Annotated in this window: 23 protein-coding genes; 8 read left to right on the top strand and 15 right to left on the bottom strand. The window is 64.4% G+C overall.

The window, feature by feature from the left end; genetic code table 11:
- The 4 genes from FMM79_RS07425 to FMM79_RS07410 all read left to right on the top strand — a co-directional run.
- Positions 1 to 1694, top strand: a 1694-nt coding sequence (locus FMM79_RS07425; RefSeq protein ID WP_148626883.1) for a catalase, incomplete at its 5' end; no start/stop codon positions are given.
- A complete protein-coding gene (locus FMM79_RS07420) occupies positions 1694 to 2263 on the top strand; it encodes an ankyrin repeat domain-containing protein (protein WP_148626882.1) in 570 nt (189 codons plus the stop codon). The genes FMM79_RS07425 and FMM79_RS07420, both read left to right, overlap by 1 nt.
- Before the next feature lie 253 nt (positions 2264 to 2516).
- Positions 2517 to 2726 (top strand): hypothetical protein, encoded by a 210-nt coding sequence (locus FMM79_RS07415; protein ID WP_148626881.1) that lies wholly within the window; start codon positions 2517 to 2519, stop codon positions 2724 to 2726.
- A gap of 31 nt (positions 2727 to 2757) precedes the next feature.
- Positions 2758 to 3069: a YqcI/YcgG family protein gene (locus FMM79_RS07410; protein ID WP_148626891.1), complete on the top strand. Its 312-nt coding sequence runs from the start codon at positions 2758 to 2760 to the stop codon at positions 3067 to 3069.
- 103 nt (positions 3070 to 3172) lie between these two features.
- On the opposite strand, the gene FMM79_RS07405 is transcribed toward FMM79_RS07410, so the two are convergent.
- From FMM79_RS07405 to FMM79_RS07360, 10 genes are all read right to left on the bottom strand, one after another.
- Complete coding sequence (locus tag FMM79_RS07405) at positions 3173 to 4576, bottom strand: amidase (protein ID WP_148626880.1); 1404 nt, start codon at positions 4574 to 4576, stop codon at positions 3173 to 3175.
- A gap of 82 nt (positions 4577 to 4658) precedes the next feature.
- Complete coding sequence (locus FMM79_RS07400; RefSeq protein ID WP_148626879.1) at positions 4659 to 6158, bottom strand: CoA-acylating methylmalonate-semialdehyde dehydrogenase; 1500 nt, start codon at positions 6156 to 6158, stop codon at positions 4659 to 4661.
- Between the two features lie 24 nt (positions 6159 to 6182).
- Positions 6183 to 7613 carry a sodium:solute symporter gene (locus tag FMM79_RS07395; RefSeq protein ID WP_240339044.1) on the bottom strand — a complete coding sequence of 477 codons (1431 nt, stop codon included), beginning with the start codon at positions 7611 to 7613 and terminating at the stop codon, positions 6183 to 6185.
- The gene (locus tag FMM79_RS07390; RefSeq protein WP_148626877.1) at positions 7613 to 7903 is read right to left on the bottom strand and encodes a hypothetical protein; all 291 of its coding nucleotides are present in this window, start codon (positions 7901 to 7903) and stop codon (positions 7613 to 7615) included. Before FMM79_RS07390 ends, FMM79_RS07395 begins: the two co-directional genes overlap by 1 nt.
- Positions 7904 to 7946: 43 nt before the next feature.
- Positions 7947 to 9056 carry a P1 family peptidase gene (locus tag FMM79_RS07385; protein WP_148626876.1) on the bottom strand — a complete coding sequence of 370 codons (1110 nt, stop codon included), beginning with the start codon at positions 9054 to 9056 and terminating at the stop codon, positions 7947 to 7949.
- Positions 9053 to 9613, bottom strand: a complete 561-nt coding sequence (locus tag FMM79_RS07380) for a cytochrome c (protein ID WP_148626875.1) — start codon at positions 9611 to 9613, stop codon at positions 9053 to 9055. Before FMM79_RS07380 ends, FMM79_RS07385 begins: the two co-directional genes overlap by 4 nt.
- A 34-nt stretch (positions 9614 to 9647) precedes the next feature.
- A complete protein-coding gene (locus FMM79_RS07375) occupies positions 9648 to 10178 on the bottom strand; it encodes a methylamine dehydrogenase light chain (RefSeq protein ID WP_148626874.1) in 531 nt (176 codons plus the stop codon).
- A gap of 28 nt (positions 10179 to 10206) precedes the next feature.
- The gene (locus tag FMM79_RS07370) at positions 10207 to 10818 is read right to left on the bottom strand and encodes a methylamine utilization protein MauD (protein WP_148626873.1); all 612 of its coding nucleotides are present in this window, start codon (positions 10816 to 10818) and stop codon (positions 10207 to 10209) included.
- Between the two features lie 3 nt (positions 10819 to 10821).
- Positions 10822 to 11391, bottom strand: a complete 570-nt coding sequence (locus tag FMM79_RS07365; RefSeq protein ID WP_148626872.1) for a MauE/DoxX family redox-associated membrane protein — start codon at positions 11389 to 11391, stop codon at positions 10822 to 10824.
- Positions 11388 to 12545, bottom strand: a complete 1158-nt coding sequence (locus tag FMM79_RS07360; RefSeq protein ID WP_162528458.1) for an amine dehydrogenase large subunit — start codon at positions 12543 to 12545, stop codon at positions 11388 to 11390. Before FMM79_RS07360 ends, FMM79_RS07365 begins: the two co-directional genes overlap by 4 nt.
- Positions 12546 to 12742: 197 nt before the next feature.
- Here FMM79_RS07360 and FMM79_RS07355 point away from each other — a divergent pair, with 197 nt between their 5' ends.
- From FMM79_RS07355 to FMM79_RS07340, 4 genes are all read left to right on the top strand, one after another.
- Entirely contained in the window at positions 12743 to 13288 is a 546-nt protein-coding gene (locus FMM79_RS07355; protein WP_162528457.1) for a cupin domain-containing protein, read from the top strand.
- A gap of 175 nt (positions 13289 to 13463) precedes the next feature.
- On the top strand, positions 13464 to 14765 hold the full coding sequence (locus tag FMM79_RS07350) for an aminotransferase class III-fold pyridoxal phosphate-dependent enzyme (protein WP_240339041.1): 1302 nt from the start codon (positions 13464 to 13466) through the stop codon (positions 14763 to 14765).
- Between the two features lie 127 nt (positions 14766 to 14892).
- Positions 14893 to 17082: a TonB-dependent receptor gene (locus FMM79_RS07345; RefSeq protein WP_148626870.1), complete on the top strand. Its 2190-nt coding sequence runs from the start codon at positions 14893 to 14895 to the stop codon at positions 17080 to 17082.
- 225 nt (positions 17083 to 17307) lie between these two features.
- On the top strand, positions 17308 to 18546 hold the full coding sequence (locus tag FMM79_RS07340; protein WP_148626869.1) for a dicarboxylate/amino acid:cation symporter: 1239 nt from the start codon (positions 17308 to 17310) through the stop codon (positions 18544 to 18546).
- 140 nt (positions 18547 to 18686) lie between these two features.
- On the opposite strand, the gene FMM79_RS07335 is transcribed toward FMM79_RS07340, so the two are convergent.
- From FMM79_RS07335 to FMM79_RS07315, 5 genes are all read right to left on the bottom strand, one after another.
- Positions 18687 to 19034: a RidA family protein gene (locus FMM79_RS07335; protein WP_148626868.1), complete on the bottom strand. Its 348-nt coding sequence runs from the start codon at positions 19032 to 19034 to the stop codon at positions 18687 to 18689.
- Between the two features lie 16 nt (positions 19035 to 19050).
- On the bottom strand, positions 19051 to 20343 hold the full coding sequence (locus tag FMM79_RS07330) for an FAD-dependent oxidoreductase (RefSeq protein ID WP_148626867.1): 1293 nt from the start codon (positions 20341 to 20343) through the stop codon (positions 19051 to 19053).
- A gap of 68 nt (positions 20344 to 20411) precedes the next feature.
- Positions 20412 to 22025, bottom strand: a complete 1614-nt coding sequence (locus FMM79_RS07325; RefSeq protein WP_148626866.1) for an amidohydrolase family protein — start codon at positions 22023 to 22025, stop codon at positions 20412 to 20414.
- Positions 22022 to 23434, bottom strand: a complete 1413-nt coding sequence (locus FMM79_RS07320; RefSeq protein WP_240339040.1) for a serine hydrolase — start codon at positions 23432 to 23434, stop codon at positions 22022 to 22024. The genes FMM79_RS07325 and FMM79_RS07320 overlap by 4 nt, the downstream gene beginning before the upstream one ends.
- Before the next feature lie 112 nt (positions 23435 to 23546).
- Positions 23547 to 24461 (bottom strand): LysR family transcriptional regulator, encoded by a 915-nt coding sequence (locus FMM79_RS07315; protein WP_148626865.1) that lies wholly within the window; start codon positions 24459 to 24461, stop codon positions 23547 to 23549.
- Positions 24462 to 24611: the final 150 nt, after the last annotated feature.

Below are 24611 nucleotides of genomic sequence, written 5' to 3'. Positions count from 1 at the left end.
TTGAATGCCGGGCTGTGGTTGCGCCGGGGTCGTCTGCTCATTCTCTGCTCCTGTCTCGCAGCCCATCTGGCTGCTCTCAGGCAGAAAATCCAATTATCTCAGTGTGCAGATTCTCCAGGCCACCTCTGACAGCACACGACAATTTCTGGGATTTCATCGGTCTGACACCTGAAGCCATGCACATGGTCATGTGGACCATGTCGGATCGCGCAATCCCGCGCTCGTTCCGCTTCATGGAAGGCTTTGGCGTACATACATTTCGTTTGATTACGGCCGACGGGAAGGGAACTTACGTCAAGTTCCACTTCAAACCCGCGATGGGTTTACAGTCTGTCGTTTGGAACGAAGCGCTCAAGATCAACGGCGCCGATCCCGATTTCCATCGGCGCGATCTGTGGGATGCCATTTCAAAAGGCACCGCGCCGGAATGGGAGCTGGGCGTCCAACTTTTCGATGATGAATTTGCAGACAGCTTCGAATTCGATGTACTGGACCCCACCAAGATAATCCCGGAAGAGCAGGTGCCGGTCCGCCGCATTGGCCGCTTCGTACTCGACCGCACAGTCGATAACTTCTTCGCCGAGACCGAGCAGGTCGCCTTCTGCACGCAGAACGTAGTGCCAGGGATCGGCTTCACCAACGACCCCTTGCTTCAAGGTCGCAATTTCTCGTACCTCGATACGCAGCTGAAGCGCCTGGGCAGTCCGAATTTCACGCATTTGCCTATCAACGCCCCCAAGGTACCTGTCCAGAATTTCCAGCAGGATGGTCACATGGCCATGCGCAACCCCTCTGGCAGGGCCAATTACGAGCCGAATTCATGGGGAGGCCCGCGAGAAAACCCGCAAGCCGGCTATCGTCATTACCCGGTGGAGGAAACAGGCCGCAAGGCGCAGACACGTTCCGAGACTTTCGCGGACCACTATAGCCAGGCACGGCAGTTTTTCATCAGCCAAACACCCATTGAGCAAAAGCACATCGGAGATGCTCTCGTATTCGAATTGTCCAAGTGTGAACGGGCCGATATTCGCGAACGCATCGTCGCGCACCTGCTCAACATCGATACATCGCTGGCTACGGTTGTAGCAAATGGGCTTGGTCTCGCCAGAATGCCCAAGGCTTTCCCAGCCGCGGTACCTACTCGCAAAGATCTTCCACCCTCCGATACTCTGAGTATCATCAGGAACGGCCCCGATAGCTTTGCCGGCCGCAAGCTGGGCATTCTTGTATCCTCGGGCGCGTCGGCCAGCCTTGTCGGCAAGCTTGTCGAGACTCTGGGGAAATTGCCGGCCGATTATGAGATCATTGCACCTCAGATCGGCGGCGCCGAACTGGATGACGGCAGTCTGATTGCTGGCTCGCAGAAGATCGATGGCGGACCATCTGTTCTCTACGATGCAGTGGCTATTATCTTGTCGGAAGATGGCGCCAAGATGTTTTGCGAAGACAAGACCGCCAAGGACTTCGTCAATGATGCCTTCGCCCATGCCAAGTACATAGGGCATAGTCCCGAAGCTGTGCCTTTCCTGGAACGTGCCGGCATTCGCCAGGAGGATCGCGACGATGCCGTGATCACCTTGGAAAATCTCACCAGCATCGAAGGCTTCGTGAAAGCCTGCGCCGCACTGCGCTTCTGGGATCGCGAGTTGGAGGTGGACCTCGATGCTGAGGCCTTCCTGAAGGCTCAAAGCTGATGCAGGGCTCTTTTTCGCAGCGCGACGAGGCAATGGACCCGGCAGCGCAGCTTCCATCTCCCGCGCGCTTGCAGGACCTGCTGTTCGATGCCTGCCGCATTGGACGGGATGATATGATTTCCCCGTTGGTCGAGGCCGGGGCGGACATCGAAATGCCCGATGCAAAAGGCCACTCGCCGCTCGTGCTGGCGAGCTACCACGGCCACGAGACCACATGTCGAACACTGCTGGATCTGGGCGCATGCGTCGATGGAAAAGAACCTCCTGGCAACGCGGGAAGCGCCCTGATGGGAGTGGCGTTCAAGGGCTACGTGCCTATCGCCCGTCAGCTGCTTTTGGCGGGTGCCGATCCCTCGTTTTGCAACGCGGCCGGGCAAACGCCACTCATGATGGCCGCTCTGTTTGATCGACAGGAAATAGTCGATCTTCTCTTGGAGGCCGGAGCCAAGCCCGGTGTGAGGGACGCCTTGGGGAATGATGCAGCCTCTCTCGCCCTCGCCCAAGGTAACCAAACGCTCGCCCGTTCGATTCAACACAGTGTCGAAGAAAGGAAACCTGATGCCAGATAAACACGTGCGCCAGCACTCTCAAGCTGGAGAGGACGATAGACTGAGCACTGCCAGCAAGAGCCGGGACCGCAGCGAGACCGGCACAAATATTCGCAAGCCACCGCAGGCCGAACAGGATGCCCAAGCTCGGAGACACAAGGAGCAGGCTGGAACTGCTCGGGATGGAGTGCATCACACAGAAGACGCCGAGATCCCTCCGCCTAACGGCCCCCGCACATGAAGCGTCAAACTGGGCGCGCCGAAGGACCATGGCATGAACTCTAAATCGCAGCGTAAACGCCACGCAGGTGTGGCGGTGACCACCATAATCACGTTGATGATCGTGTTTATCTTCGTTGGCCGTAACCTGTGGCATGCGCAGGAACAGAACGAAGGTGAAGTTTCCGATAAGACCGAAATCCCCGCACCTGCCAATTCGACCGGCGCTCTGACGCGAGGTCCGGCCCTGACGCAGTCCCGGTAACCTGGTCAGCGAAGAGTAACACACGGTGACTATGTCCCTGGAAGAGGAATTCTACACCGCTATTCAGCATCCATCATTCCCTTGCGTAGGTGCCAAGTCGGCGCTCGCAAGGGGGCCCCTGAAAGTCCTTCACGCCCGAGACCTCCCCAGCGCATGGAATGACGTGTGCATTCACCGGGAGCTACTGGCATGGAGCCATGACTATCGAAACAATCCCGAAGGCTTTCGAAGCTTGGCAGTCGTGTTCGAGGGACCGGTTAACCTTGATGAAGAGCAATTTGAAACGGCGATGTGGGATCGTAATCGTCGACCATTGCTGCCAGGCCTGGCACAAGCTCGTTGACCAGCCTTGGCGGATCATGACCATCGGCCGCCGCAAATAGGCCCGTAGCCTCTGATCAAAGCAGGTTGATATCAGCCCCCCCTGCCCCTGGATACCGTCCGCTTCAGTGCGCCATAGCCTCGCGCCGACAGGGCCAGGGGCGCTGCGCGGGGCGCGCCTTCTCGTACCACGCCGAAGCGCGCAGGACCGCCATGTCCTCGAAGCGGCGCCCGACGATCTGCAAGCCGATGGGCAGGCCCTCGCGGGTGTAGCCGCAGTTGATCGAGCTCGCGGGTTGTTCGGTCATGTTGTAGGGGACGGTGAAACCGATGTGCTCGAAGGGGCGCATCGGGTCGTTCACCGGCGAGGCCAGCTCGGCCGGGAAGGCAGGCATCGGCGCCACCGGGCTGAGCAGCAGGTCATAGTCATTGTAGGCCCGCCCGCGTTCGCGCATCTGGATGATCTGGTCGAAGCCGGTGTAGACTTCCATGCCGTCATAGTGCGCGGCGGGCTCCACCCACTTGCGGATGTACTCCAGGATCAATTCGTACTTCTCGGCCGGAAGATCGCGCATCTCGGCGTGGAAACGCGCGCGCCAGAAGCGGTCGAGGCCATCGAGCATGTCCGGCGTCATGAACGGCGCGGCTGGCTCGACCACCGCCCCGCCATATTCAAACAGCCGCGCGGCCTCGGTGACGGCCTCGGCAACTTCGGGTTCGGTTGGCGAACCGCAGCCGGCTTCCAGCATGAGGCCGATGCGAAGGCCCGCCACGTCGCCATCAAGCTGCCGCCAGGGCAGTTCCTGGTAGGGCAGGTCCATGAAGTCGCGCCGGTCGGGAAGCGAAAGGTACGTCATCATCAACGCCGCATCCGCGACGGTGCGCGTCATCGGCCCCGCGACGCGCCCGATGTAGGGCGGATCGATCGGGATACGGCCGTTGCTGGGCTTGTGCGCGAATATCCCGCACCAGCCCGCCGGAAGCCGGACCGAACCGCCAATGTCGGTGCCCACGTGAAACGGCCCGTAACCCGCGGCAGCGGTGGCCCCGGCCCCCGCGCTCGATCCGCCAGGACTGCGTGAGAGGTCCCAGGGATTGCGCGCCAGCTTGTGGAAGCTGGAGAGGCCCGAAGACAGCATCCCATAATCGGGTACCGTGGTTTTGGCGAGAAGAACCGCACCCGCCTCGCGCATGCGCTGCGCGGGCGGAGCATCGTGGGTTTGTGGGGTCATGTCGCCTGCCGCCGTGCCCACGGGCTTGGGCGTTCCCTTGGTGGCGATCAGTTCCTTCAACGTCACCGGGATGCCGTCGATCACCGAAAGCGGCGCGCCTTTGTGCCAGCGCGTCTCCGAGGCTTTTGCCTGCGCGCGCACGGCCTCGGGCTCCAGCGCGTAGGTTGCGCATAGATGCGGCTCCAGCCGCTCAGCGCGGGCCAACACGTCCTCGGCGACTTCCACCGGGGAGAGCGTGCCCGCAGCAAAGCTCTCCGCCAGCTCCAAGCCCGTCAGATCGGCCAGTTCCTCTTTCATCGCATCGCTCCGCTGCGAGGCGGCGCATCTGGCTTCCACCCCATGGTTTGGTCCCTCGCCCGTGGTCTCTCCCCAACCGAAATCAGGCCGTAGTCGGGATCAGGAAGGCGTTGCCCTTGTCCGCGTCCGGCCCCGGCCAGCGCTGGGTTACCGTCTTGACGCGGGTGAAGAAGCGGAAGCCTTCCTCGCCGTACTGATTGTGGTCGCCAAAGGCCGAGCGCTTCCAGCCGCCGAAGCTGTGGTAGGAGACCGGCACCGGGATCGGCACGTTGATGCCGACCATTCCCACCTCGACTTGCATCGCATAGTCGCGCGCCGCGCCGCCATCACGGGTAAAGAGCGCCACCCCGTTGCCATAGGCGTGGCCGCTGGCGAGGTGGATCGCCTCTTGCAGTGTTCCCGCGCGCACCATCTGAAGCACGGGTCCGAAGATCTCATCGCGGTAGGACTGCATTTCGGGCGTGACGTGGTCAAACAGCGTCGGGCCCATGAAGTACCCGTTCTCATAGCCCTGGAGCGAGAACCCGCGCCCGTCGACAACGAGTTCAGCGCCCTCGTCCACGCCCATCGCGATGTAATGCTCGATCTTGGCCTTGTGCTGGGCGGTGATGACGGGGCCGTAATGGGCGTCGTCATCGCTCGATACGCCGACGCGCAGGTCTGCGATGGCGGCTACAAGCTTTTCACGCAAGGTGTTCGCGGTCGCCTCACCGACCGGCACCACGACCGGCATCGCCATGCAGCGCTCACCGGCAGATCCATAGGCCGCGCCCATGATGTCCGACACGGTGCGATCCATGTCCGCATCGGGCAGGACGATGCCGTGGTTCTTGGCGCCGCCCATCGCCTGGACGCGCTTGCCCTGTGCGGTGCCGCGCGCGTAAACCGACTGCGCCACGTCCGATGAGCCGACAAAGCTGATCGCCTTTATCGCGGGGTGATCCGTAATCGCTTCCACCATCACCCGGTCGCCATGAACGACGTTGAGAATGCCAGCGGGCAGTCCCGCTTCCTTCGCCAGTTCGGCAAGACGCAGCGGCACTGAGGGCGCGTGCTCGGAAGGTTTCAGGATCATCGCGTTGCCCGCGGCAATGGCTGGCGCGCTCATCCACAGGGGGATCATCGCGGGGAAGTTGAAGGGGGTGATGCCCGCAACGATACCGAGCGGCTGGCGCAGCGAGTAGACATCGATGCCCGGCCCCACGCCGCTGCTGTATTCCCCCTTCATCAAGTGCGGGGTCGCGCAGGCAAATTCGACCACGTCGAGCCCGCGCTGGATATCGCCCTTGCTGTCGTCGAAAACCTTGCCGTGCTCGCGCGAAAGCAGCGCGGCAAGTTCATCCATGTGCTCCTCGATCAGCGCCTTGAAGGCGAACATCACACGGGCGCGGCGCTGCGGGTTGAGTGCGGCCCAGGTGGGCTGCGCGGCGCGGGCGGCGGTAACCGCTGCTTCCAGTTCGGCATCGCTGCCGAGCGGCACCTGCGCCTGCACCGTGCCGGTGTTGGGATCGAAGACATCGGCCATGGCGGTGCCGTCCTCGACGCTGTGCGCGCCGGCGATGAAGTGGGGAATTGTGCGCATGGGCTGATCCGTTCTCGCTGAAGATCAGGGGGTGGATGAGGAAGCGCGGCCGGAATGGGCCTCGCGCAGGAGCGGAATGACCGCGCGCGCCCCCACGCGCGGTGCGGCTAGAGTTACTAGGGCAAGGACGGCGACATTGATCGCGAGGCCGATCACGCCGACGTTGAGCCCGCCAAAGGTCCAGTTCGCCGCCTTGACCGCCAGCATCGCGCCATAGGCGGCAAGGATGCCCGCGATCAGCGCGCGCGCCGGAACACGCGGGAAGAGCATGGCCGCAACCAGTCCGGGCAAGGTCTGAACAATGCCGAAATAGAAGACGTTGTTGAGCGTCGCGATCAGCTGCACCGAGGTCTCCGCGCCGACGAGCGAGAAGATCAGGAAGGCCGCGATCACCACCTTGGACCAGCGCTGCTGCGCCGTGCCATCAAGGCTGGGCACCAGATTGCGGGTGATGAGCGGTCCAATGGCAAGGCACACGCTGCTCAGGATAACAAGGCCCGAGAGAGCAACCGCAGCCATGACCAGCCCCACCACCCAGTCGGGCAGCAGCGCGATCGCGGTCGAGAGAAACACGAAATCGGGTTCGGGCGGCACGATCCCCTGTCCCTTGGCGTAGTAAGCCACCATCATCAGGAGCGGGAACATCAGCATGTAGATCGGTGCGACGATCTGTGCGCGCTGGATCGCACGGGGCGAATTGGCAGAGAAAATAAAAGCCCAGTTCTGCGGGATCATGCAGAAGCCTACGGCCTGCAGTACGATGGTGGAGATCGCAAAGACGAGGTCCGGCCGGGTCGGTTCGGGAATCGTCTCGGCAAGGCTGACTGGCATGGTCGGCTCGGTATTCCAGGCCGCGAGCGCCACAAAGCCGACAAGCAGGATCGAGGCCATCATCAGGATGTCCTTGAGCACCGCCACGAAGGCCGAGGCGCGAAGCCCCGCGATCACGACATAGGCAAAGGTCAGGAACCCCGCGAGGCTGGTGAGGAAGATCGAGCGCGCTTCCGGGGCAAGCCCTGTAAACACCAGCTTCAGCCCCAAAAACTGCATCGTGCCGATGGGTATGAGCAGGATGATGGAGCTGAGCGTAATCAAGATTTCCAGCACCCTACTTTCGAAATGGTCACGGAAGAAATCCGGGATCGTTGCCGAACCGTAGAGCGCCCCCGCGCGCCAGATCCAGGGGCCTACGAAGTAGATGCAGGGCGCGGCGATCAGGATGTAGCCGAAGAACCAGAGGACGAAGCCCTCCCCCCCTGCATAGACCCCGCCCGGAAAGCCGAGCATGCTGGCGATGGAATAAGTCTCGCCCACCGAGAGGAAGAAAAACAGGATCGGCCCGAACTGCCCGGAGGCCACGAAAAACTCGCGTGCATCGGGGTTGGAATGCCCCCGCCGCGACCACAGCGCGATACCCAGCGAAAGCGCCATGACGGCGATGAATACAGCCAGCATCACCTACTCTCTCCCTCACAGGACCGACCATGGCCGGGCACATCGTCCCGGTCGCTCGCCGCGCCGCCGAAGCGGTAGCAGATAAGCAGGCACAAGCTGGTCAGCGGCGCGCAGGCGAAGAGACACCAGCTACTCCACGATATACCGAGGAACCGTCCGGCCGAGGCCGGCACCAGCAGCGCCGAGGCCAGGACCAGCGCAAGCGGCAGGGCAATACCCAGGAACGGAGGCCACCAGGGCATCGCGCCATCGGGCATTTCGGCCGCGCGGCGCGGCGGGGTACCGCTCATGCCCCGGACCTCTCCGGATTGGGGAGGGACACGGAACACCAGATCACAGCGTCAGGTCTTTCCAGGCTTTGCTATCGGAGCCCGGCGGCGTGCTGGCTTCAAAGACGCCGCGCGCGATGGCGCGGGCCAGCGTGTCGGCGGCAACAGCCCCGGCGCGCAGGACTGCGACGGGACGGGGGCCCTTCACCTCGACCCGTCCGGTCGAAATCGCAAAGACGACATCGCCGTCAAAGGGCGTGTGGATCGGGCGGATGGCGCGTGCCATGCCGTCCTGCGCCATCATGGCAAAGCGCTTCATCTCATCGGGCGTGAGATCAAGGTCGGTCGCTACGCAGGCGATCGTGGTGTTTTCCTTGGCCGCGGGCGCCTTGGTGTAACCCCACTGCTCGGGCGAGGCGTACATGGCGCTGGGAGGAAGTCCGCCGAACTCATCGCCGATCTCGAAGGGGCTCGCCCAGAAGTTGCGGGTGCCCGGCGCAACGGTCGAGCCCATCGCGTTGACCGCAACGATGGCGCCCACGGTGGCCCCGTCACTGACGAGCGTCGAGGCCGAGCCGAGCCCGCCCTTGAGACCGCCCGCCTGCGCGCCGTACCCCGCGCCCGCCGTGCCCAGCGCAAAGTCCGCACCCGCCGCATCGAGCGCGGAGATGCCCAGCGCGCGGTACGGGGGCTCGGTGCCCCAGTCCTTGTCCCCGCCATTGGCCAGATCGTAGAGAATGGCCGAAGGCACGATGGGCGACACCGGCACGCCCGGACGCGCCATCCCGCCATAGCCGATGCCCTTCGACCCCAGCACGGCGGCCACGCCATCGGCGGCGGCCAGGCCGTAGGAGGAACCGCCCGAAAGCACGATGGCGTTCGCGGCATGGACAAGGTTGTGGCCTTCCAGCGCGTGGCTCTCGCGCGTGCCGGGGCCTCCACCGCGCACGTCAATTGCGGCGGTCGAGAGCTTGTCGGCGAGGATCACCGTGGTGCCGGTCCGTACCCTAGCGTCCTGCGCGTTGCCGACGCTCAGCCCGGCGACGTCGGTAATCAGATTGCGGGCGCCGGTGCGTCCGGTGCTGCGCAGCGCAGATTCCTGCGCGAGAATCGGCGCGGCAAAGGCCAGGCCTCCAAAGCCGGCGGCGCCCATGAGTACGTTGCGACGGTTCATTTCATCTCCTCGACCCGGCCGGGAATGCGGCCCCGCGGTCGGTTGTAGTCCAGCATCGCCTGCGGTGCCTGGCAACGCGCCACCATCTCACCCACCACCTCGCGGCGCTGGGCATGCAGGTCGGTCACCGAAAGCGGCTTTGCACGATAAGTCGCAACTTCCTGCGACGTATAGGGTTTTGCAAGCTTCGAAGTGGGAACTTCTCCCAAATCGAACATGACGTAATTGAGAACATCGGCGAGATCCTCGTCCGACAGGCGCGCGAACGTCACGTTGGGCAAGCGCCCGGCAAAGGATCGACTTTCAGGTGTGCACAGGAAGAACCCGGCGCGTGCCGAGAGGTCAGGGACATTGCCGGCAACCGAGCGCCCCTCCAGCCCGTGACACCCCCCGCAACGCTCCACGAAATTTGAACGCGCGCTGCGCGGAAAGGCCGGGGGCGCGGCATGAGATGTGTCCTCCTGCGGACTTCGTGCCGTGGCCGCGTAGGCCCCGCTCGCCAGCAGCGCCGCGCCGATCAGCGCACACACCACCATTCGTGCGGCCGAAACCGTCACGAGCAGGCCCTTTCTTCCCCCGCAAGCCCCGGCGTCATACCGGCCCGACAAGCGCAGCCGTGGAGCAATGGTAGCTCATCGACTTCGTGCCAAAGCACCAGATGATCTCGTTGTCGGCCATAGGACGGTAGGCGGGCATCTCACGCTCGGTCCCGTCGCAGTGACAATCGGTCTGACACATGCTCGCCCCGCAGCAATCGCGGTAAGCGATCAGGTAGGAACGTCCGTCCTCGGGGTTGCGGCAGGTGCCGACCCAGGATGTGGGCGAGGCCTCGGTCCCTGGCGGACAGGTGTGGATGCCGCCCCCGCAGCAGGTGCACAGCGCCCCGTCGATGGCGCAGTAGCGCCAGTAGTTACACTGCGTATCGTCCTTGGTCTGCGCGGTGCGCGCAAAGTTGCTGAGCGGCACGTCGGCGTCCTGCGCGCGGGCCACGGGCAGCACCGGGAAGAAGGGGGCAAAGCTTGCCGCACCGCCGACCTTGGCCAGAAGCGAGCGGCGCGAGGTCCCCTTGGCGAGCCCGCGCGAGAGCTTCTCGCTGGCGCTGTCGATGAGTTTCCAGTTCATGGGTGCAATTCTCCTTCCAAGGCGCGCCTCATTCGGCGGCCTCCAGCGCCGGGGCGCGGCTTGCGTGCACGTAACTCTGCACGTTGGCGTGACCCGTCTCGTGCGAGACCAGCAGGCTCTCCAGGTGTTCGCGGCTGTTGACGAGGCCGCGCGCGACCACCTTGCCCGCGTCATCAAGCAGAATCGCGTGGGGCAGCTTGGCGACCGCGAAGGCCATGCCCACCTCGGGCCCGTTGACAACGGTCTGGCCTACAAGGCCATGGCGCTCAATCATGCGGCGCTGCTCGTCCGGGTCCTCATCCCCCACGAAGACGAGATCGACATGCTCGTCGCGCGCCACGTCGAGCGCGATGGGAATGAGCTTCTTGCAGATCGGGCAGGACGGCGCGACGAAGAGCAGCAAGCGCAGCGAACCAGTGGGAAGTACCCCGCCGATCTCGATTGTGCCGCCGCCCAGCAGATGACCGGGCATGACGGGCGCCTGCTCGCCGGCCTGGGCGCCTTGCGCGGTGGCGAGCGCGCCAACGGGCGCAAGGCGTTCATGAAGGACGCCGATCTGGCGGGCCAGCGCCAGGATAACGAAGGCCATGGCGATGACCAGCATCCAGAGCAGGACAAGGGCAGTGGTGACAAGAAGCATCGGTCAGCCTCCGGCTTGGGGTCGGGCGCGCCGTGCCGGAAGCGCCCAGAAGATTTCGAGAATGTGGAGCAGCATCGCGCCCAGCAAACCGGCTACAAGAGCCACGAGGAGCGCGAGCCCCTGCGCCATGGAGACAGGAACGAGCCCGCTAATCCCAGCCGAGCCGGTCAAGAGCCCGGCCCAGACAAGATTGCGCACGACCATGCCTGTGCGCAGCGGCTGGCGCAGTTCATCGCCCCGGCAACCGCAGTCGATATGCGCGCGACCGCGGGCGATGTTGATGGCGATGGCCCCCGCAAAAAGCGTAAGCAGCAGCGCCGCACTGAAGGCCGCCAGCGAAGCCGTCAGCGGCACGAGAAGCCCGGCAGCGAGCGCGAGTTCGCCCCAGGGAAGCAGTGCCGCCACCACGCCCACCAGAGAGCGCGGGAGCAGCTTGTAGTTGGCGACCACGCCTGCAAAGGCCGAACGGTTGCGCAGCTTGGGAAGCGCCGCTCCCACGAAGAGCAGCGCGGTCCCACAGCGCAGGGCCCCTGCCCCGGTGGCGAGAAGAAGGCTTGTGTCGAATACGCTCATGGCATCGGAGTGACCGGCACGACCGATCCCACGTTGCTCACCGAGGTCTTCTCGCTACGATCGAGCGCGTTGAGGACTTCCAGCCCACCATCCTCGGTGATGAGGTAAAGCAGGGGCTCGGCATCCTGGCTGACCTCGACCGAGGTCACCGGCGTCTTGAGCGGCACGCGCTCCACCACTTCACGCGTAGTCAGGTCGACCACCCAGAGCTGTGTCCCCTTTTCCTTCTGCGTCCAGTGCTCGCCCGGGTGCATCAGCACGAAGAGGAGATTGCTGGCGTGATGCCAGGCCGAAACCACACCGCCGCCTGGACGCCAGGCCAGCTGCAGGTCGTCAGGCCGTGCAAGTTCAAGCCCCGCAGCCTCCTGGATCGGCCAGGCGGCGAGTTGCTCAGCATCGCCCAGTGACACCTCGTGGATGATTCCAGTGTAGGACAGGAATACCCCCTTGCCCGCCTGGGGATCGATCGCGGCTTCCTCGAAAAGGGGGTCGTTCTCCGCATCGAAGAACGCGGCCGAGCGCGTAAGCTCGAGCGCCTTGGCCGTATCGACCGAGCCAATCGAACCGTCGCCGCAGATGACCGCGAAGCCGGTCCTTCCCCAGGCCATGGCGTGGGCGCAGCCGGGGATATCGACCACATGTACATCGCCGCTTGCAAGGTCCACCACGTTGACCGAGGCCGACGGATCGAAGTTGTACATGTAGGCGCGCGCGCCGTCGGTGCTGATCGAGAAGTTGGTGCGGCGCGGAACCATGAAGACCCGGCCCGGCAGACTGATCTCTTCCTGGAGGTTGAGCGTGCGACCATCGTAGACACTGATCATGTCCTGGCGTGTTCCACGGTTGCCCTTGGTCCAGATCGTCTCGGCCACATAGATACGCGACTGGTCGGGCGAATAGGCAATGTTGGCCAGGCCGCCGAGCGACACGGTGCCCAAGAGCTTGCCGTCTTCGCCGTCGCGAATCTGCGCGCCGCCCGAACCGAAGCCGCCCGCAAGCATCAGCCGGTGCGGCCCGGGCGCGCCCATGACCGCCACGTCGCTGACTTCCTCTTCGAGCGGCGGCGGCAATCGGCCTTGCGCCGCGATGGCCGCACCCGGGAGTGCAAGGGCCAACAGGGCCGATGCAAGGCGAAGTGATGTCTTGATGTGCATGAAACCCCCGTTCCTGCGAATGCGGCGAGTACACATCGAAGGCGGTCAGGTCACAAGACTGTTTTTTGCACTGCAACCCATATGAAATATTGATCATCCTCAAACCGTCACATAGACTTGTCCCATTCCGGACAAAACGACTGGGGCCACACCAGAACAGATAAGGCCAGCGCCCCTGGAACAGGGAGTTACCTTATATGATGGACGAAGTAGGCGTGCGCCTGCGCGCCGTGCGCGAGCGCAAGGACATCAGCCAGAGGGCCTTGGCCAAACTGGCCGGCATACCCAGCAGCACGATCTCGCTGATCGAGGGCGGACGCACCAACCCCTCGGTCGGATCGCTCAAGCGTATCCTCGATGCGATCGGCATGACGCTGGGTGAATTCTTCAACCTCGACGTAACCGAGGATCGAAGCATTTTTTTCAAAGGAAACGATCTTTCGGAAATCGGGCGCGGTGGCGTCAGCTATCGCCAGGTGGGCCGGAGCGGCAGCTCCTCGATCCAGATGCTCTACGAAACCTACCAGCCGGGCTCGGAAAGCGGGCGGGTGATGCTCACTCATGAAGGCGAGGAAGCGGGTGTCATCATCTCGGGCAAACTGGAAGTGACGGTCGCTGAGGAGACCCGCGTTCTGCAGGTGGGCGATGCCTATCTCTTCTCCAGCCAGTTGCCCCATCGCTTCCGCAATACGGGCAAGGAACCGTGCATCGTGGTGAGCGCCTGCACCCCGCCCAGCTTCTAGAAAAAAGATGCAAGGCGTACTGCAACTTGCTCAATATGCTGATCGCCAAATTGCAGAAAAGTCTATTTTGCGGTGCATTGCCGCATGTTTTTTGCAACGCAAGAAATAGACTTGTCGCAGTGCCGCAATTGCCATCACTCTGTCATCGATTGCTGAAGCATAGGATGCCAGTTCTGTGGATGACCTCGCGAATTTCTGGATGCCCTTCACCGACAACCGCGGATTCAAGGCAACCCCGCGGCTGCTCGCTTCGGCCAGCGGTTGCCATTACCGCGATGTGCAAGGAAACGAGATTCTCGACGGCACCTCGGGGCTGTGGTGCGTCAATGCCGGGCACGCCCGTGGCCCGATCGTCGCCGCCATCCGCAAACAGGCCGAGGAACTTGACTTTGCGCCGACCTTCCAGCTCGGCCACCCCAAGGTATTCGAATTGGCGCAGCGGCTGGAGACAATCTTTCCCCGCGGCATCAACCGCTTCTTCTTCGGAAACTCGGGCTCCGAGGCCGGCGATACAGCTCTCAAAATCGCCTACGCCTACCATGAGGCCCGCGGCGAACCGGCACGCAAGCGCATCATCGGGCGCCAGCGCGGTTACCACGGCGTTGGTTTTGGCGGCATTTCGGTGGGCGGCCTGCCCAACAACACGCGCGGCTTTCCGCTGTTGCCCGGGTTCAGCCACCTCTCGGCGACGCTCGACATCGCGAACAACGCCTTCACGCGCGGCCAACCGGACACCGGCGCAGACCTCGCTGACGAACTGCTCGGCTTCATCGAGGAGTTCGGCGCCGAGACTATCGCGGCGGTCATGGTTGAGCCGATGTCGGGATCTGCCGGGGTGCTCGTGCCCCCAAAAGGCTATCTCGAACGCCTGCGAGAGATCACGCAGGAGCACGGCATCCTCCTCATCTTCGACGAGGTGATCACCGGCTTCGGGCGCCTGGGGGCGGCCACGGCCTCGCAGCGCTTCGCCGTCACGCCCGACATCGTCACCACGGCCAAGGGCCTCACCAACGGGGCCGTTCCGATGGGCTGCACCGCCGTGCGCCAGGACATCTACGACGCTGTCACCCAGGCCTCGGTACCGGGAATCGAATTCTTCCACGGCTACACCTATTCGGGCCATCCGCTGGCCGCGGCAGCCGCGCTTGCCTCGCTCGATGTCTACGAGGGCGAAGGCCTGTTCGAGCGCGCCGCCTCCCTCGAAAGCATCTTCGAGGACATCGTCCACGCCCTGGCCGATGCGCGCCACGTCATCGACGTGCGCAACCTGGGGCTGGTGGCCGGGATCGAACTGGCCCCACGCGAGGGCGCCCCCGGCGGGCGCGCGATGGAGCTGTTCCACGCCTGCTTCGATGCCGGTGTCCTGATCCGTGTGACAGGCGACATCGTCGCGCTGTCGCCGCCGCTCATCGCCTCGCCCGATCACTTCGAACGGATCGCGGTTACCATCGCCGACACGCTGGCGAAAATTCACTGATAGAAAAGCGAAAACACCACTATGGCGTCCGACCGCGGAATAGAGGGGTGCGGTCGAAGGTCCTTGGGAGAGGCCTGAAACGGGGGGGAAACGCAATCATGCGTTCACCAAATACAAGGGAGCTGACATGAATACGTATTTGGGTCGGACGGCAATCGGCGCGATCGTGGCTGCCACGCTCTGCGCGCCCGCCTATGCACAGGTATCCGAGAACGAGGACGGCAGCATTGTCGTGACCGCGCAGCGGCGTGAACAAAACGCACAGGACGTAGGCATTGCGCTCAGCGTCATCGGCAGTGATGAACTGGAGCAGCGCGGCGTCACCAACGTCAACCAGCTGCAGGACGCAACGCCCAGCCTCGAGATCGAGCCCGCCTTCGGAGGCGGCGCAGCGCAGTTTCGCCTGCGCGGCGTGGGCTTTCAGGACTACGCCTCGAACAACTCGCCCACCGTCGGGGTCTACGTCAACGAAGTTGCCTACCCGGTGCCGGTGATGACACAGGGGCTCATCTTCGACGTTGCGAGGGTCGAGGTTCTGCGCGGGCCTCAGGGCACGCTCTACGGACGTAACACCACGGGCGGCGCGGTCAACTTTACCACCAACAAGCCGACCGACCAGTTCACCGCAGGCGGGATGGTCGAATATGGCCGCTTCGATGCGCTGCGCGGCGAGGCCCACGTCTCGGGTCCGCTCACGGAGGGCATCAACCTGCGCGTCTCGGGTGCAACTCAGCAGGGCGGGGCCTACCAGTACAATCGCGATACCGGCGAAGAGATCGGCGATGCCAACCGCTGGGCGGGCCGCGCGCTGCTCGCGATCGAGCCGGTGGGCAGCGGCTTTTCCGGGCTGCTCGACTTTCACTACGGGCGCGACAAGTCGGACGCCATCGGCCTCTACCTCCTCAATGACCTGCCCACGCGCGCCGGTAGCGGCCCTGTCATTCCCGCCGACACCGACCGCTTCGCGACCGGCTGGGGTCTCTCGCCCCAGCTCTTGGCCGACACCGAGCTTTCAGTGGGCGACGTGCCGGGCGTCGACAACGAGACCTGGGGCGTTTCGGGCAATCTCTCCTACGACTTCGGCAGCGTCACGCTGACCAGCGTCACCGCCTACGACTGGCTTCACCGCGAACAGTTCGGCGACTGGGACAGCTCAGCCTCGGTCGAGGCGGACACCTTCTTCGGTAGCGATGTCGACGTGTTCGCGCAGGAAGTCCGCCTCGGCAATTCGCAGCCCGGTCCGCTGACATGGGTAGTGGGCGCCTATTACTCGCAGCAGAACCTCGACGAGCGCTACTACTCCGACTTCGTTGATGTCTATGGCACGTATGCCCGTGTGAACTATGCGCAGAAGGTGGAATCCATCAGCGGCTTCGGCCAGCTCGAATACGCCTTCTCGCCGCGCTTCAAGGCCATTGCCGGGCTGCGCTACGAGTACGAGAAGCGCCAGCTTCAGGGCTTCGGCTCGGCCTTCGGCGGCGCGCAGGCCCTCCCGCCGACCGACGTTGCCACCTCGATGAAGCCGCTGACCGGCAAGCTCGCGTTCGAATTCACGCCAAGCGACGACCTCCTGCTCTACGCCTCGGCCAGCAAGGGCACCAAGTCGGGTGGTTTCACCACCTATAACACCGGCAACGAGAGCGGCATCGAGCCCTTCGCGCCCGAAACGCTCTACGCCTACGAAGTCGGCTTCAAGGCCAATCCCTCGCGCACCTTCCAGATCAACGGCTCGTTCTTCTATTACGACTACCGCGACCAGCAGGTGCTTTCGGCGGTCTGGGGCGACAATGGCGCGGTCGGACGCTTCGCCAACGCGCCCAAGTCGAGCATCTGGGGAACCGAACTGGAAGTGGTCATCACCCCCATCGAAGGCGTCACGCTCACGCAGTACGTGGGCTACAAAAAGGGGCGCTACCTCGAGTTCTTCGATCTCGACGTGCCCGCGTCGAACGCGGTGGGCGAAGCCGTCTACACCGACCGCGCCCACACCGACATCCCCTTCCCCAACCTCTCGCTGGGCGGCTCGATGCGCTACGCGATCCCGATGGGCGATTACACGCTGACCCCATCGGCGACCTACTTCTTCCGTGAGGAATACCCCTCGTGGCTGGGCGAGACTTTCGACATCGCGGCCTACTTCGTGGTCAACGCCGAGGTGCAGCTGACGCCGACCAACGGGCCCTGGACGCTCAGCCTGTGGGGTCGCAACATCTTCAACGAAGAGTACGACCTTACCCGCAACTACTTCACCAGCGCGGACATCGCCCAGCCCGCGCGTCCGGTCAGCTACGGCGTGCGCTTCAGTATCGACTACTGATCGGGGCCCTTCCGCCGCCCCCCACACCTATCCAACGCCAGGCCCCGCATGTCCCATCCGACATGCGGGGCCTGTTGCGTCCGAGTGCCGTCGCTCCGCGCGCAGAAAGGCGTTGATAGACATGGGTTATGGGCTGCCCAAGTCTTGGCAGGACGGGCTTTGCCACCTTCTGGTATCCCCTTCACTTGTTCCCCTCCTGCAGATCCACAAGGATGTCACCGCCCGATGCTGAAAGCCTGGTTCAAGATGCCGCTCTGGAAACGAGTCCTTGCCGCCCTTGTCCTGGGCATCGCGGCAGGCCTTGTGCTGGGCGAGCAGGCGAACGCGATCCGCTGGATCGGCGACCTCTTCATCCGCGCGATCAAGATGCTGGTGGTGCCGCTCATCTTCTTCTCGCTGGTCTCCGGGATCACCGCGGTGGGCGACATCGGGCGCCTTGGGAAGGTGGGCGGACGCGCGCTCCTGCTGTTCATGAGCACAGCGCTCATCTCGGTCACGCTGGGCATGGGTCTAGCCACATTCGCCCAGCCGGGTGAGGGGCTGTCCATTGCCCTTCCCGCAGGCAGCGCGGTGCCCGAAGCGCCCGACCAGTCGCTCATCGCGATGATCGTGGGGCTTGTTCCGGAGAACCCAATCATGGCCATGGCGCAGGGCTCGATCCTGCCCGTCATCGTCTTCTCGGTGCTCTTCGGCATGGCCATCCTTGTCTCGGGCGAAGAGGGCAAACCCCTCGCGCGGGCGATGAACGCGGGCTCTGTCGTTATGCAGAACATGACCATCTTCGTGATGGAGCTGACGCCGCTGGGCGTCTTTGCGCTCATCGCCTGGGTTGCAGGGACCTTCGGCTTCGAGGCGCTGGTGCCGCTCTCCAAGCTGGTCGGGCTCAATTACCTGGGCTGCGCGATCATCCTGGGCATCGTCTACCCGCTGATCCTCAAGGGCATCGCGCGCCTCCCCGTGCGCGATTTCTACCGCGGCATCATCGATGCGCAGGCCGTCGCGTTCTCGACCGCATCGTCCAACGCCGCGCTCCCCGTCACGCTGCGCTGCGTCGAGCGGAACCTGGGCGTTTCCAACTCCATCGCAAGCTTCACCGTGGCGCTTGGGGCGACGATCAACATGAACGGCACCGCGATGTACCTGGGCGTCATCGCGCTGTTCGGCGCGCAGGCCTATGGTATCGAACTGAGCTGGTTCTCCTACGTGATGATCGCCCTCACCTCCACGCTGGGCGCGATCGGCGCGGCGGGCGTACCCGGCTCGGGCCTCGTGATGATGAGCCTTGTCCTTTCCTCCATCGGCGTGCCGCTAGAGACCATCGCCTTCGTCGCGGGGATCAACCATCTTCTCGACATGGCGCGCACGATGACCAACGTCACCGGGGATGCCACCGTTGCGGTCGCGGTCGGCCGCATGGCGGGCGAGATCGATGTCGAGGAATACATCTCGGCCGACGACGTCTGAGGAAAAAGGCAGCGGATCTGCAAAGTGGACGTTGGCCCTCGGATCTTCTCTCTTAATTTTCCTTCAAAAAAAGAGGCGCTGCATCCCCATGGACGCAGCGCCTCTTCTCTATGACCTGCCCGGTCTGGGGGTGGGTGGGGTCACGCCAGGCAGGCCACCGCCTCGATCTCAACGTCCCCGGCGACAAGCCCGGAGATTACCGTGGATCGGGCGGGAAAGAGTTCACCAAAGACCTCGCGGTAGACCGCGTTGAAGCCAGCCATGTGCGCCGTGTCGGTCAGCCAGGCGGTCACCTTCACGACCTGGTCGAGCCGGGCCCCTGCCTCGGCGAGCACAGCCTCCAGGTTCGCCAGCGCCTGGCGCGTCTGGACGGTGATGTCCCCGAGGACAATCGCGCCATCGGCGCCGCGTGGAAGTTGGCCCGAGGTGAAGACAAAATCGCCCGCGCGGCGAAAGCGGCTGAGCGGGGGACGTGTCGGCGTGGTCATGGGAAAAGTCCTTCTTTCAATGTAGCTCGCAGTCGGCGGCCAGCACCTGCTGGGCAACGCGCTCGCCGCAGCCCGCCGCGAAGGTCCAGCCCAGCATACCGTGCCCGATATTGAGGAAGATCCGCTCGCTTGCGCGCCGCACTTCGGGTACGCTGTCCGGGCGCATCGGGCGCAGGCCTGCCCAGCCATCTTTGGCCTCATCGTAGCGCGCTGCATGCGGCAAGCCAGCGCGTGCGCCCTCCACGAGCGCCCGCAGCCGCGCCGGATCGACCGCCGTGTCGTGCACGCCGAGCTCGGCCAACCCGGCAATCCGCATGGTCTTGCCCAGACGGCAGAACACGATCTTGCGCGCGGTATCGGTGAGGCTGACGTGCGGGGCATGCGCACCGAGCGGGGCCGCAAAGCTGTAGCCCTTCATGGGCTGTATCGCCGCACGAATGCCGAGCGGGGCAAGATAGGCGGGCGCATCAATGCCCAGGCATACCACCATGCGGCGCGCCCGGACGGTTCGCAGTGAGCCCCTTTCGGGGATCGTCACGCTGTCTGGGGTAATCAGCGGCGCACCGGCGGCAAAATCGAATTGCGCGATAACGCCGTAGTCGCGCCTCAGCACCCTCAGAAGGCCACGGCAAAAGAGATAGGGATCTCCTACTTCCTCCTCCGGCGTCCAGAGCGCGCCGACGAAGTGCCCCGCCTCGGTGAGCGCGGGCTCGATCTCCCGGGCCTGCGCGGCCCCGACGACATGCTGTTCAAAGCCAGCCTCGCGCTTCATCTGCGACACCTCTTCGGCGCGCGCCAGCGCCGCGTCGTCACGGAAGAGGTGCATCTTGCCGGGACGCGCATGATCGAAGGCAAAGGGATGGTGCGCGCACATATCCGCAAGGGCGACCTGTGATTCCACGCCCAGCTCCAGCGCCGCCCAGGTCTTCTGGGAAAACCGCGCGCCGGTGCAATTGCGCAGGAACGCGAGACCCCAGCGCAGGAACTCGGGATCGAACGAGGGGCGCACGCGAAACGCAGGGTCAAGATCGGCCAGCATGCCCGGCATCTTGCGCCAGAGCGAAGGCTGAGCGAGCGCGTCGGCATAGGCAAAGCTGAGCTGCGCGCCATTGGCAAAGGAGGTTCCCCGCCCCGGCTCGCCTGCACGCTCGACCAAAACCACGCGAAGCCCGCGCCGCGCCAGCGCATAGGCCGTGCACATGCCCACGACGCCCGCCCCCAGCACGGCCACATCGACCGGCGCGTCGTCTTCGGGCGCCTTCGCAGCGCGCGCGCGCGCCTCTCCCTTCGCGGATCGCGAATGGTCCATCTCGTTCCTCGTCCTATCGTGTTCGGAGCCGGCAAGGGCCTTGCGGCGCGTTCTGCGCGAAGCGTGGCTCAGGCCGGGCAGGTGCCCGGTGTCGGCGCATGGCGTAGCGCTTTGCCCGCCGCAATCCCCGTCGGCTTGCCCTCCCGGATCGCCTGCTGGCCATTCACGAAGAGCGCATCGACACCCACCGCCAGCTCGCGCGGCGAAACGTAGGTCGCGACCGGCCGGTAGCCTTGTGGATCGAATACCACGACATCAGCCTTGTACCCTGCTTTCAGGTGCCCCCGTTCGGTGAGACCGAACATGTCGGCGGTCCGCCCCGTGCTTGAATTGATGAAAGTTGCAAGGTCAATCACCTGTTCGGCCTTAACGTACTTGGCGTATTTCTGCGGAAAGTTCGCGTACATGCGCGGATGCCCTTCCGAACCGTCCGAACTGGTGACGACCCAGGGCTGGCGCATGAAGGCCGCAATGTCGCGTTCGGCCATGTTGAAGGAGACCAGCTTGCCCGAGCGATCCCCGTCGCGGATGATACGGATCGCGGCGTCGCGCGGGTCCAGATTCCAGCGTGCGGCGATCTCATCCAGACGCATCGCGGTCCATTCGTGCCCCGGATGGCTCAAAAGCAACGCGTGCGGGCCACCCCGGCGGCGCATGTTTTCGGTCATCTGCGCTTTGATCCGATCCTGCGTTGCTGGATCGTCGAGGCGCTTCAGCAGCGCTTGACGCCCACCGTCCTGCGCCCAGCCGGGCAGCAGCGAGGCTTGAAGGCTCGTTCCCGAAGCCTCCCAGGGGTACTGGTCAGCCGTCACGTCCTGGCCCTGTGCGCGCGCCTTCTCGATCTGCGCAATGATCGCACCGGAGGTCCCGTGAACGTCGACGCCCAGCACCTTGATGTGGGCGAAGTGGACCGGCAGGCCTGCCTCGCGCCCGATGGTGATCGCCTCTTCCACCGACTTTTCGATGCCGATGGTGTAGGTGGCCTCGTCGCGCTGGTGGGTGTCGTAGATCCCGCCACGCTTTGCAGCCTCGCGGGCCAGCGCGGCCACTTCGCCGGTCTTCGAGAAACTTTGCGGAGCGTAGAACAGACCCGTCGAAAGGCCGAGCGCGCCCTCGCACATGCCCTTGGCAACGAGCGCCTGCATACGCTCCAGTTCCTCGCTTGTAGGCGCGCGGGCATCGTTCTCCAGCACCGCCCGGCGCACCGGACCAAAGCCGACATACGCCGCGACATTGGTGCCGAAGGTGCGCGCCTCGACATCATCGAGAAAGGCCTTCACCTCGGGCGTACCGCCCCCGTCGACGCCCGTGAAGATCGTCGTCACGCCCTGCATCAGCCAGGGCAGGTTGAGACGGCCCTCGCCCCCCGCGCTCTCCAGGAAACGCTGGGCGTGGGTGTGCGGATCAATGAAACCGGGCGCCACGATCTTGCCCGTGGCATCGACCACGCGGGCGCCTTCGGGCACCCCGCGCGCCGGGCCGACATAGACGATGGCATCGCCGCGCAGCACCACGTCCCCGGTCACAGGCGACATGGAGGCGCCATCGTATATCGTCCCGCCCCGGATAACGGTCAGGGGGGCATCCGGCTCGTCGCCTTTGCCGTTCGCGGCGAAGGGCACGAGCAGGGCCGCCCCTGCCAGCAGACCGAGCGTGGCTTTACGCAGCGAGAGTGTCTTCATCGCGTCTTCCTTTCATCGCCGCGCAGCAGCACAAGTTCGCCCGAGCGTCCCCGGCTGAGGGTAAGTCGCGCCGGATCGCAGGTCACGGCGAGGCGCATGGGGCCTGCATGAAACGCGCCGTCATCCTCGGGCGCAAAATGCAGCACGCGCGGGCTCTCCACCAGCGGTGTTGCGATCGTGACGGCAAGACCCTTCCCCTCGCGTGCCAGCGTGTAGTCCGCGTTCAGTTCCTCGGAATGGTAGGTGCCCGCTGCGGGCATTTGGGGCATTCCGGGGCGGCGCACACCTGCCGCGTCCAGCGCCTTTTCCAGCGTTGCGCTCGCCTTCCAGTCACCCCGGTTGCACAGGAGCGCGAAGGACTGCCCGCGATCGGGGAGGCGCAGATAGACATGCTTGAAGGCCTGCGCCGAGCCGCCATGCGTGACGATCCGCTCACCGCCTCTGCGCCCGATATGCAGGCCGCCGCCGTAGGTCAGCCCCTTGCCATCGTCGAGTACGCTACCATCGGCCAGCCGCCCCGGCGTCAGCAGAATGTCAGCGACTTCGGGTGTCCAGACAGATCCGCCTTGCGCAACTTCGCGCTCCCACGCGGCAAGGTCGGCCATCGAGAGCATCAGCCCACCCGAACCCGAAAAGCGCGGGAAGGTGTCGCGCTCGACGAAGTGATCGCCCTTTGGCAGATACCCGTGCGCAAAGGTGCCCGCCGCAGGGTTCGCGTTGTCGAGGAAGTAGGCGTTGGGCATGCCCGCCGGGCGAAAGATGGCCTCCCGCGCATAGGCGGCGAAGGACTGTCCCGAAACGCGCGCGACGATCTCGGCAAGGAGCAGGTACCCCCCATTCGAATAGCTGTAGGCGCTGCCCGGTGTGAACGCCGTACCCTGCTGGCGAAACAGCAGGTCGAGCGCTTGCGCGCGGCTCGCCTCGCCAACGTCTTCCATTCCCGCAAGGCGCAAGAGCGAGAGGAAGTCGCGAATGCCCGAGGTATGGTGCATCAGCATTTCCACGGTAACGGGCCGCTCGTAGACGGGCAGTTCTGGCAGGTAGCGACGCACGTCATCCTCCAGCGCCAGCTTGCCCTCAGCCACCAGCTTTGCGGTTGCCAGCGCGGTGAACTGCTTGGAAAGCGAGGCGCCGTAAAAGAGGGTCTGGGCATCCAGCGCGCGGTGCGCAGAGAGATCGGCCTGCCCTTGCGCGACGAGGCGTACGGTACGCCCCTTCTCGAACTGCGCGAACACGCAGCCCGGCTCCGCATGCCCCGGCGCACCCGATGCACTGGACAGAACGGCGCGTATCGCAGCCTCGTCCCCCGGCGCTGCAGCACTGCGGCCCGCGCCCAGCAGCGCCAGCGCAGCACAGGTCACGTGTGCAAGCGCGCGCAGGCGGGAACGGGGCGAACGAAGGGCAGTCACATCAATAGCTTTCACAGACGCACAGAAACAACGTGGCAGGAGCAGGGCCACGGTGTGCCTCCTCCAGGCAGCCAGGGCAATGTCGCCTTCTTGGTTAGGGCATAACCCATGTCTATAAGTCCCCTTCCACGGGCGCGAGCTCCATCGCCTCGGCCATGACCGCGCGCATCTCGTCCACGAAAAGGTCGATCAGGGCCAGCGCGGGCGGGTCCTCCAGCGTGATCGCGTTGATCGGCGCGCGCACGTCGGGGGCCAGCGGATGGAAGGAAAGGTCGGGTACGCTGAGCGCGGCGGCGGTATAGGCATCGGTCACGGTCAGCCCCTGCCCCTCGCGCACGAGGGCCAGCGCGGTGTAATACGTGTGCGAGGTCACGATCTCGTTGGGGACGATCTCGAGCCGGGTCAGCTCGTTGACGAAGAGGTCGGCCAGAGGCCCGCTGTCGCGAAGGCCAATGAAGTCGCGACCGTCGAGCACCTCCATCGCGACCGGGGCCGTATGCGGCGCCAATTCTCCCGAAGGGGCGACCACGACAAGCGCTGCATTTCCGACAGAAATCTGTCGCAAGGGAACCTGCCGCACGACCCGGTAGCCGATGGCAACGTCGCACTCGCGCTCGAACAGGCTGCGCTCCACTTCGCGGCTGTGGAGCGTGGTAATCTCGAAGGTTACATCCGGGTTCTTGCGGCGCAGGCGCGCCACTGCGCGCGGGGCGACGACCAAGCCCAGCGACGGCAGGACCGCGACCCGCAGATGCCCGCCCTTGCGCGCGCCGATGTTGCGCGCCGCGCGCGACAACCGCCCGAGCCGGCTGTAGACTTCGGCCACTTCAGCAAAGAGTTCGTGCGCCGCTTCGGTCGCGACAAGGCGCCCCCTGGTCCGCTGAAAGAGTTCGTAGCCCAGTTGGTCCTCGGCATGGCGAAGGACCTTACTGACCGAGGGCTGCGAGACGTTGAGGGCGCGTGCCGCCTCACTGATCGAGCCCTGCTCGTAGACCGCGTGGAAGATCTCGATGTGGCGCAAGCGCATGTCCGCCCTCCTTTTCCTTGGCAACCGCCCCCTTATAGACAACGGTTATACCCCAAGGAAAAGCCATCATTGGACCATCCCCTGTGAATCCCGGATCACCGTTGCAGATTTGTGTCAGCGTCCACAGGCGGCCTGACCCGAACCAACATC

The sequence above is a fragment of the Novosphingobium sp. BW1 genome (assembly GCF_008107685.1).
Lineage (GTDB): Bacteria > Pseudomonadota > Alphaproteobacteria > Sphingomonadales > Sphingomonadaceae > Novosphingobium.
Note: the sequence above shows the minus strand (reverse complement) of the source record. Positions and strands in the feature narration are given on the sequence as shown.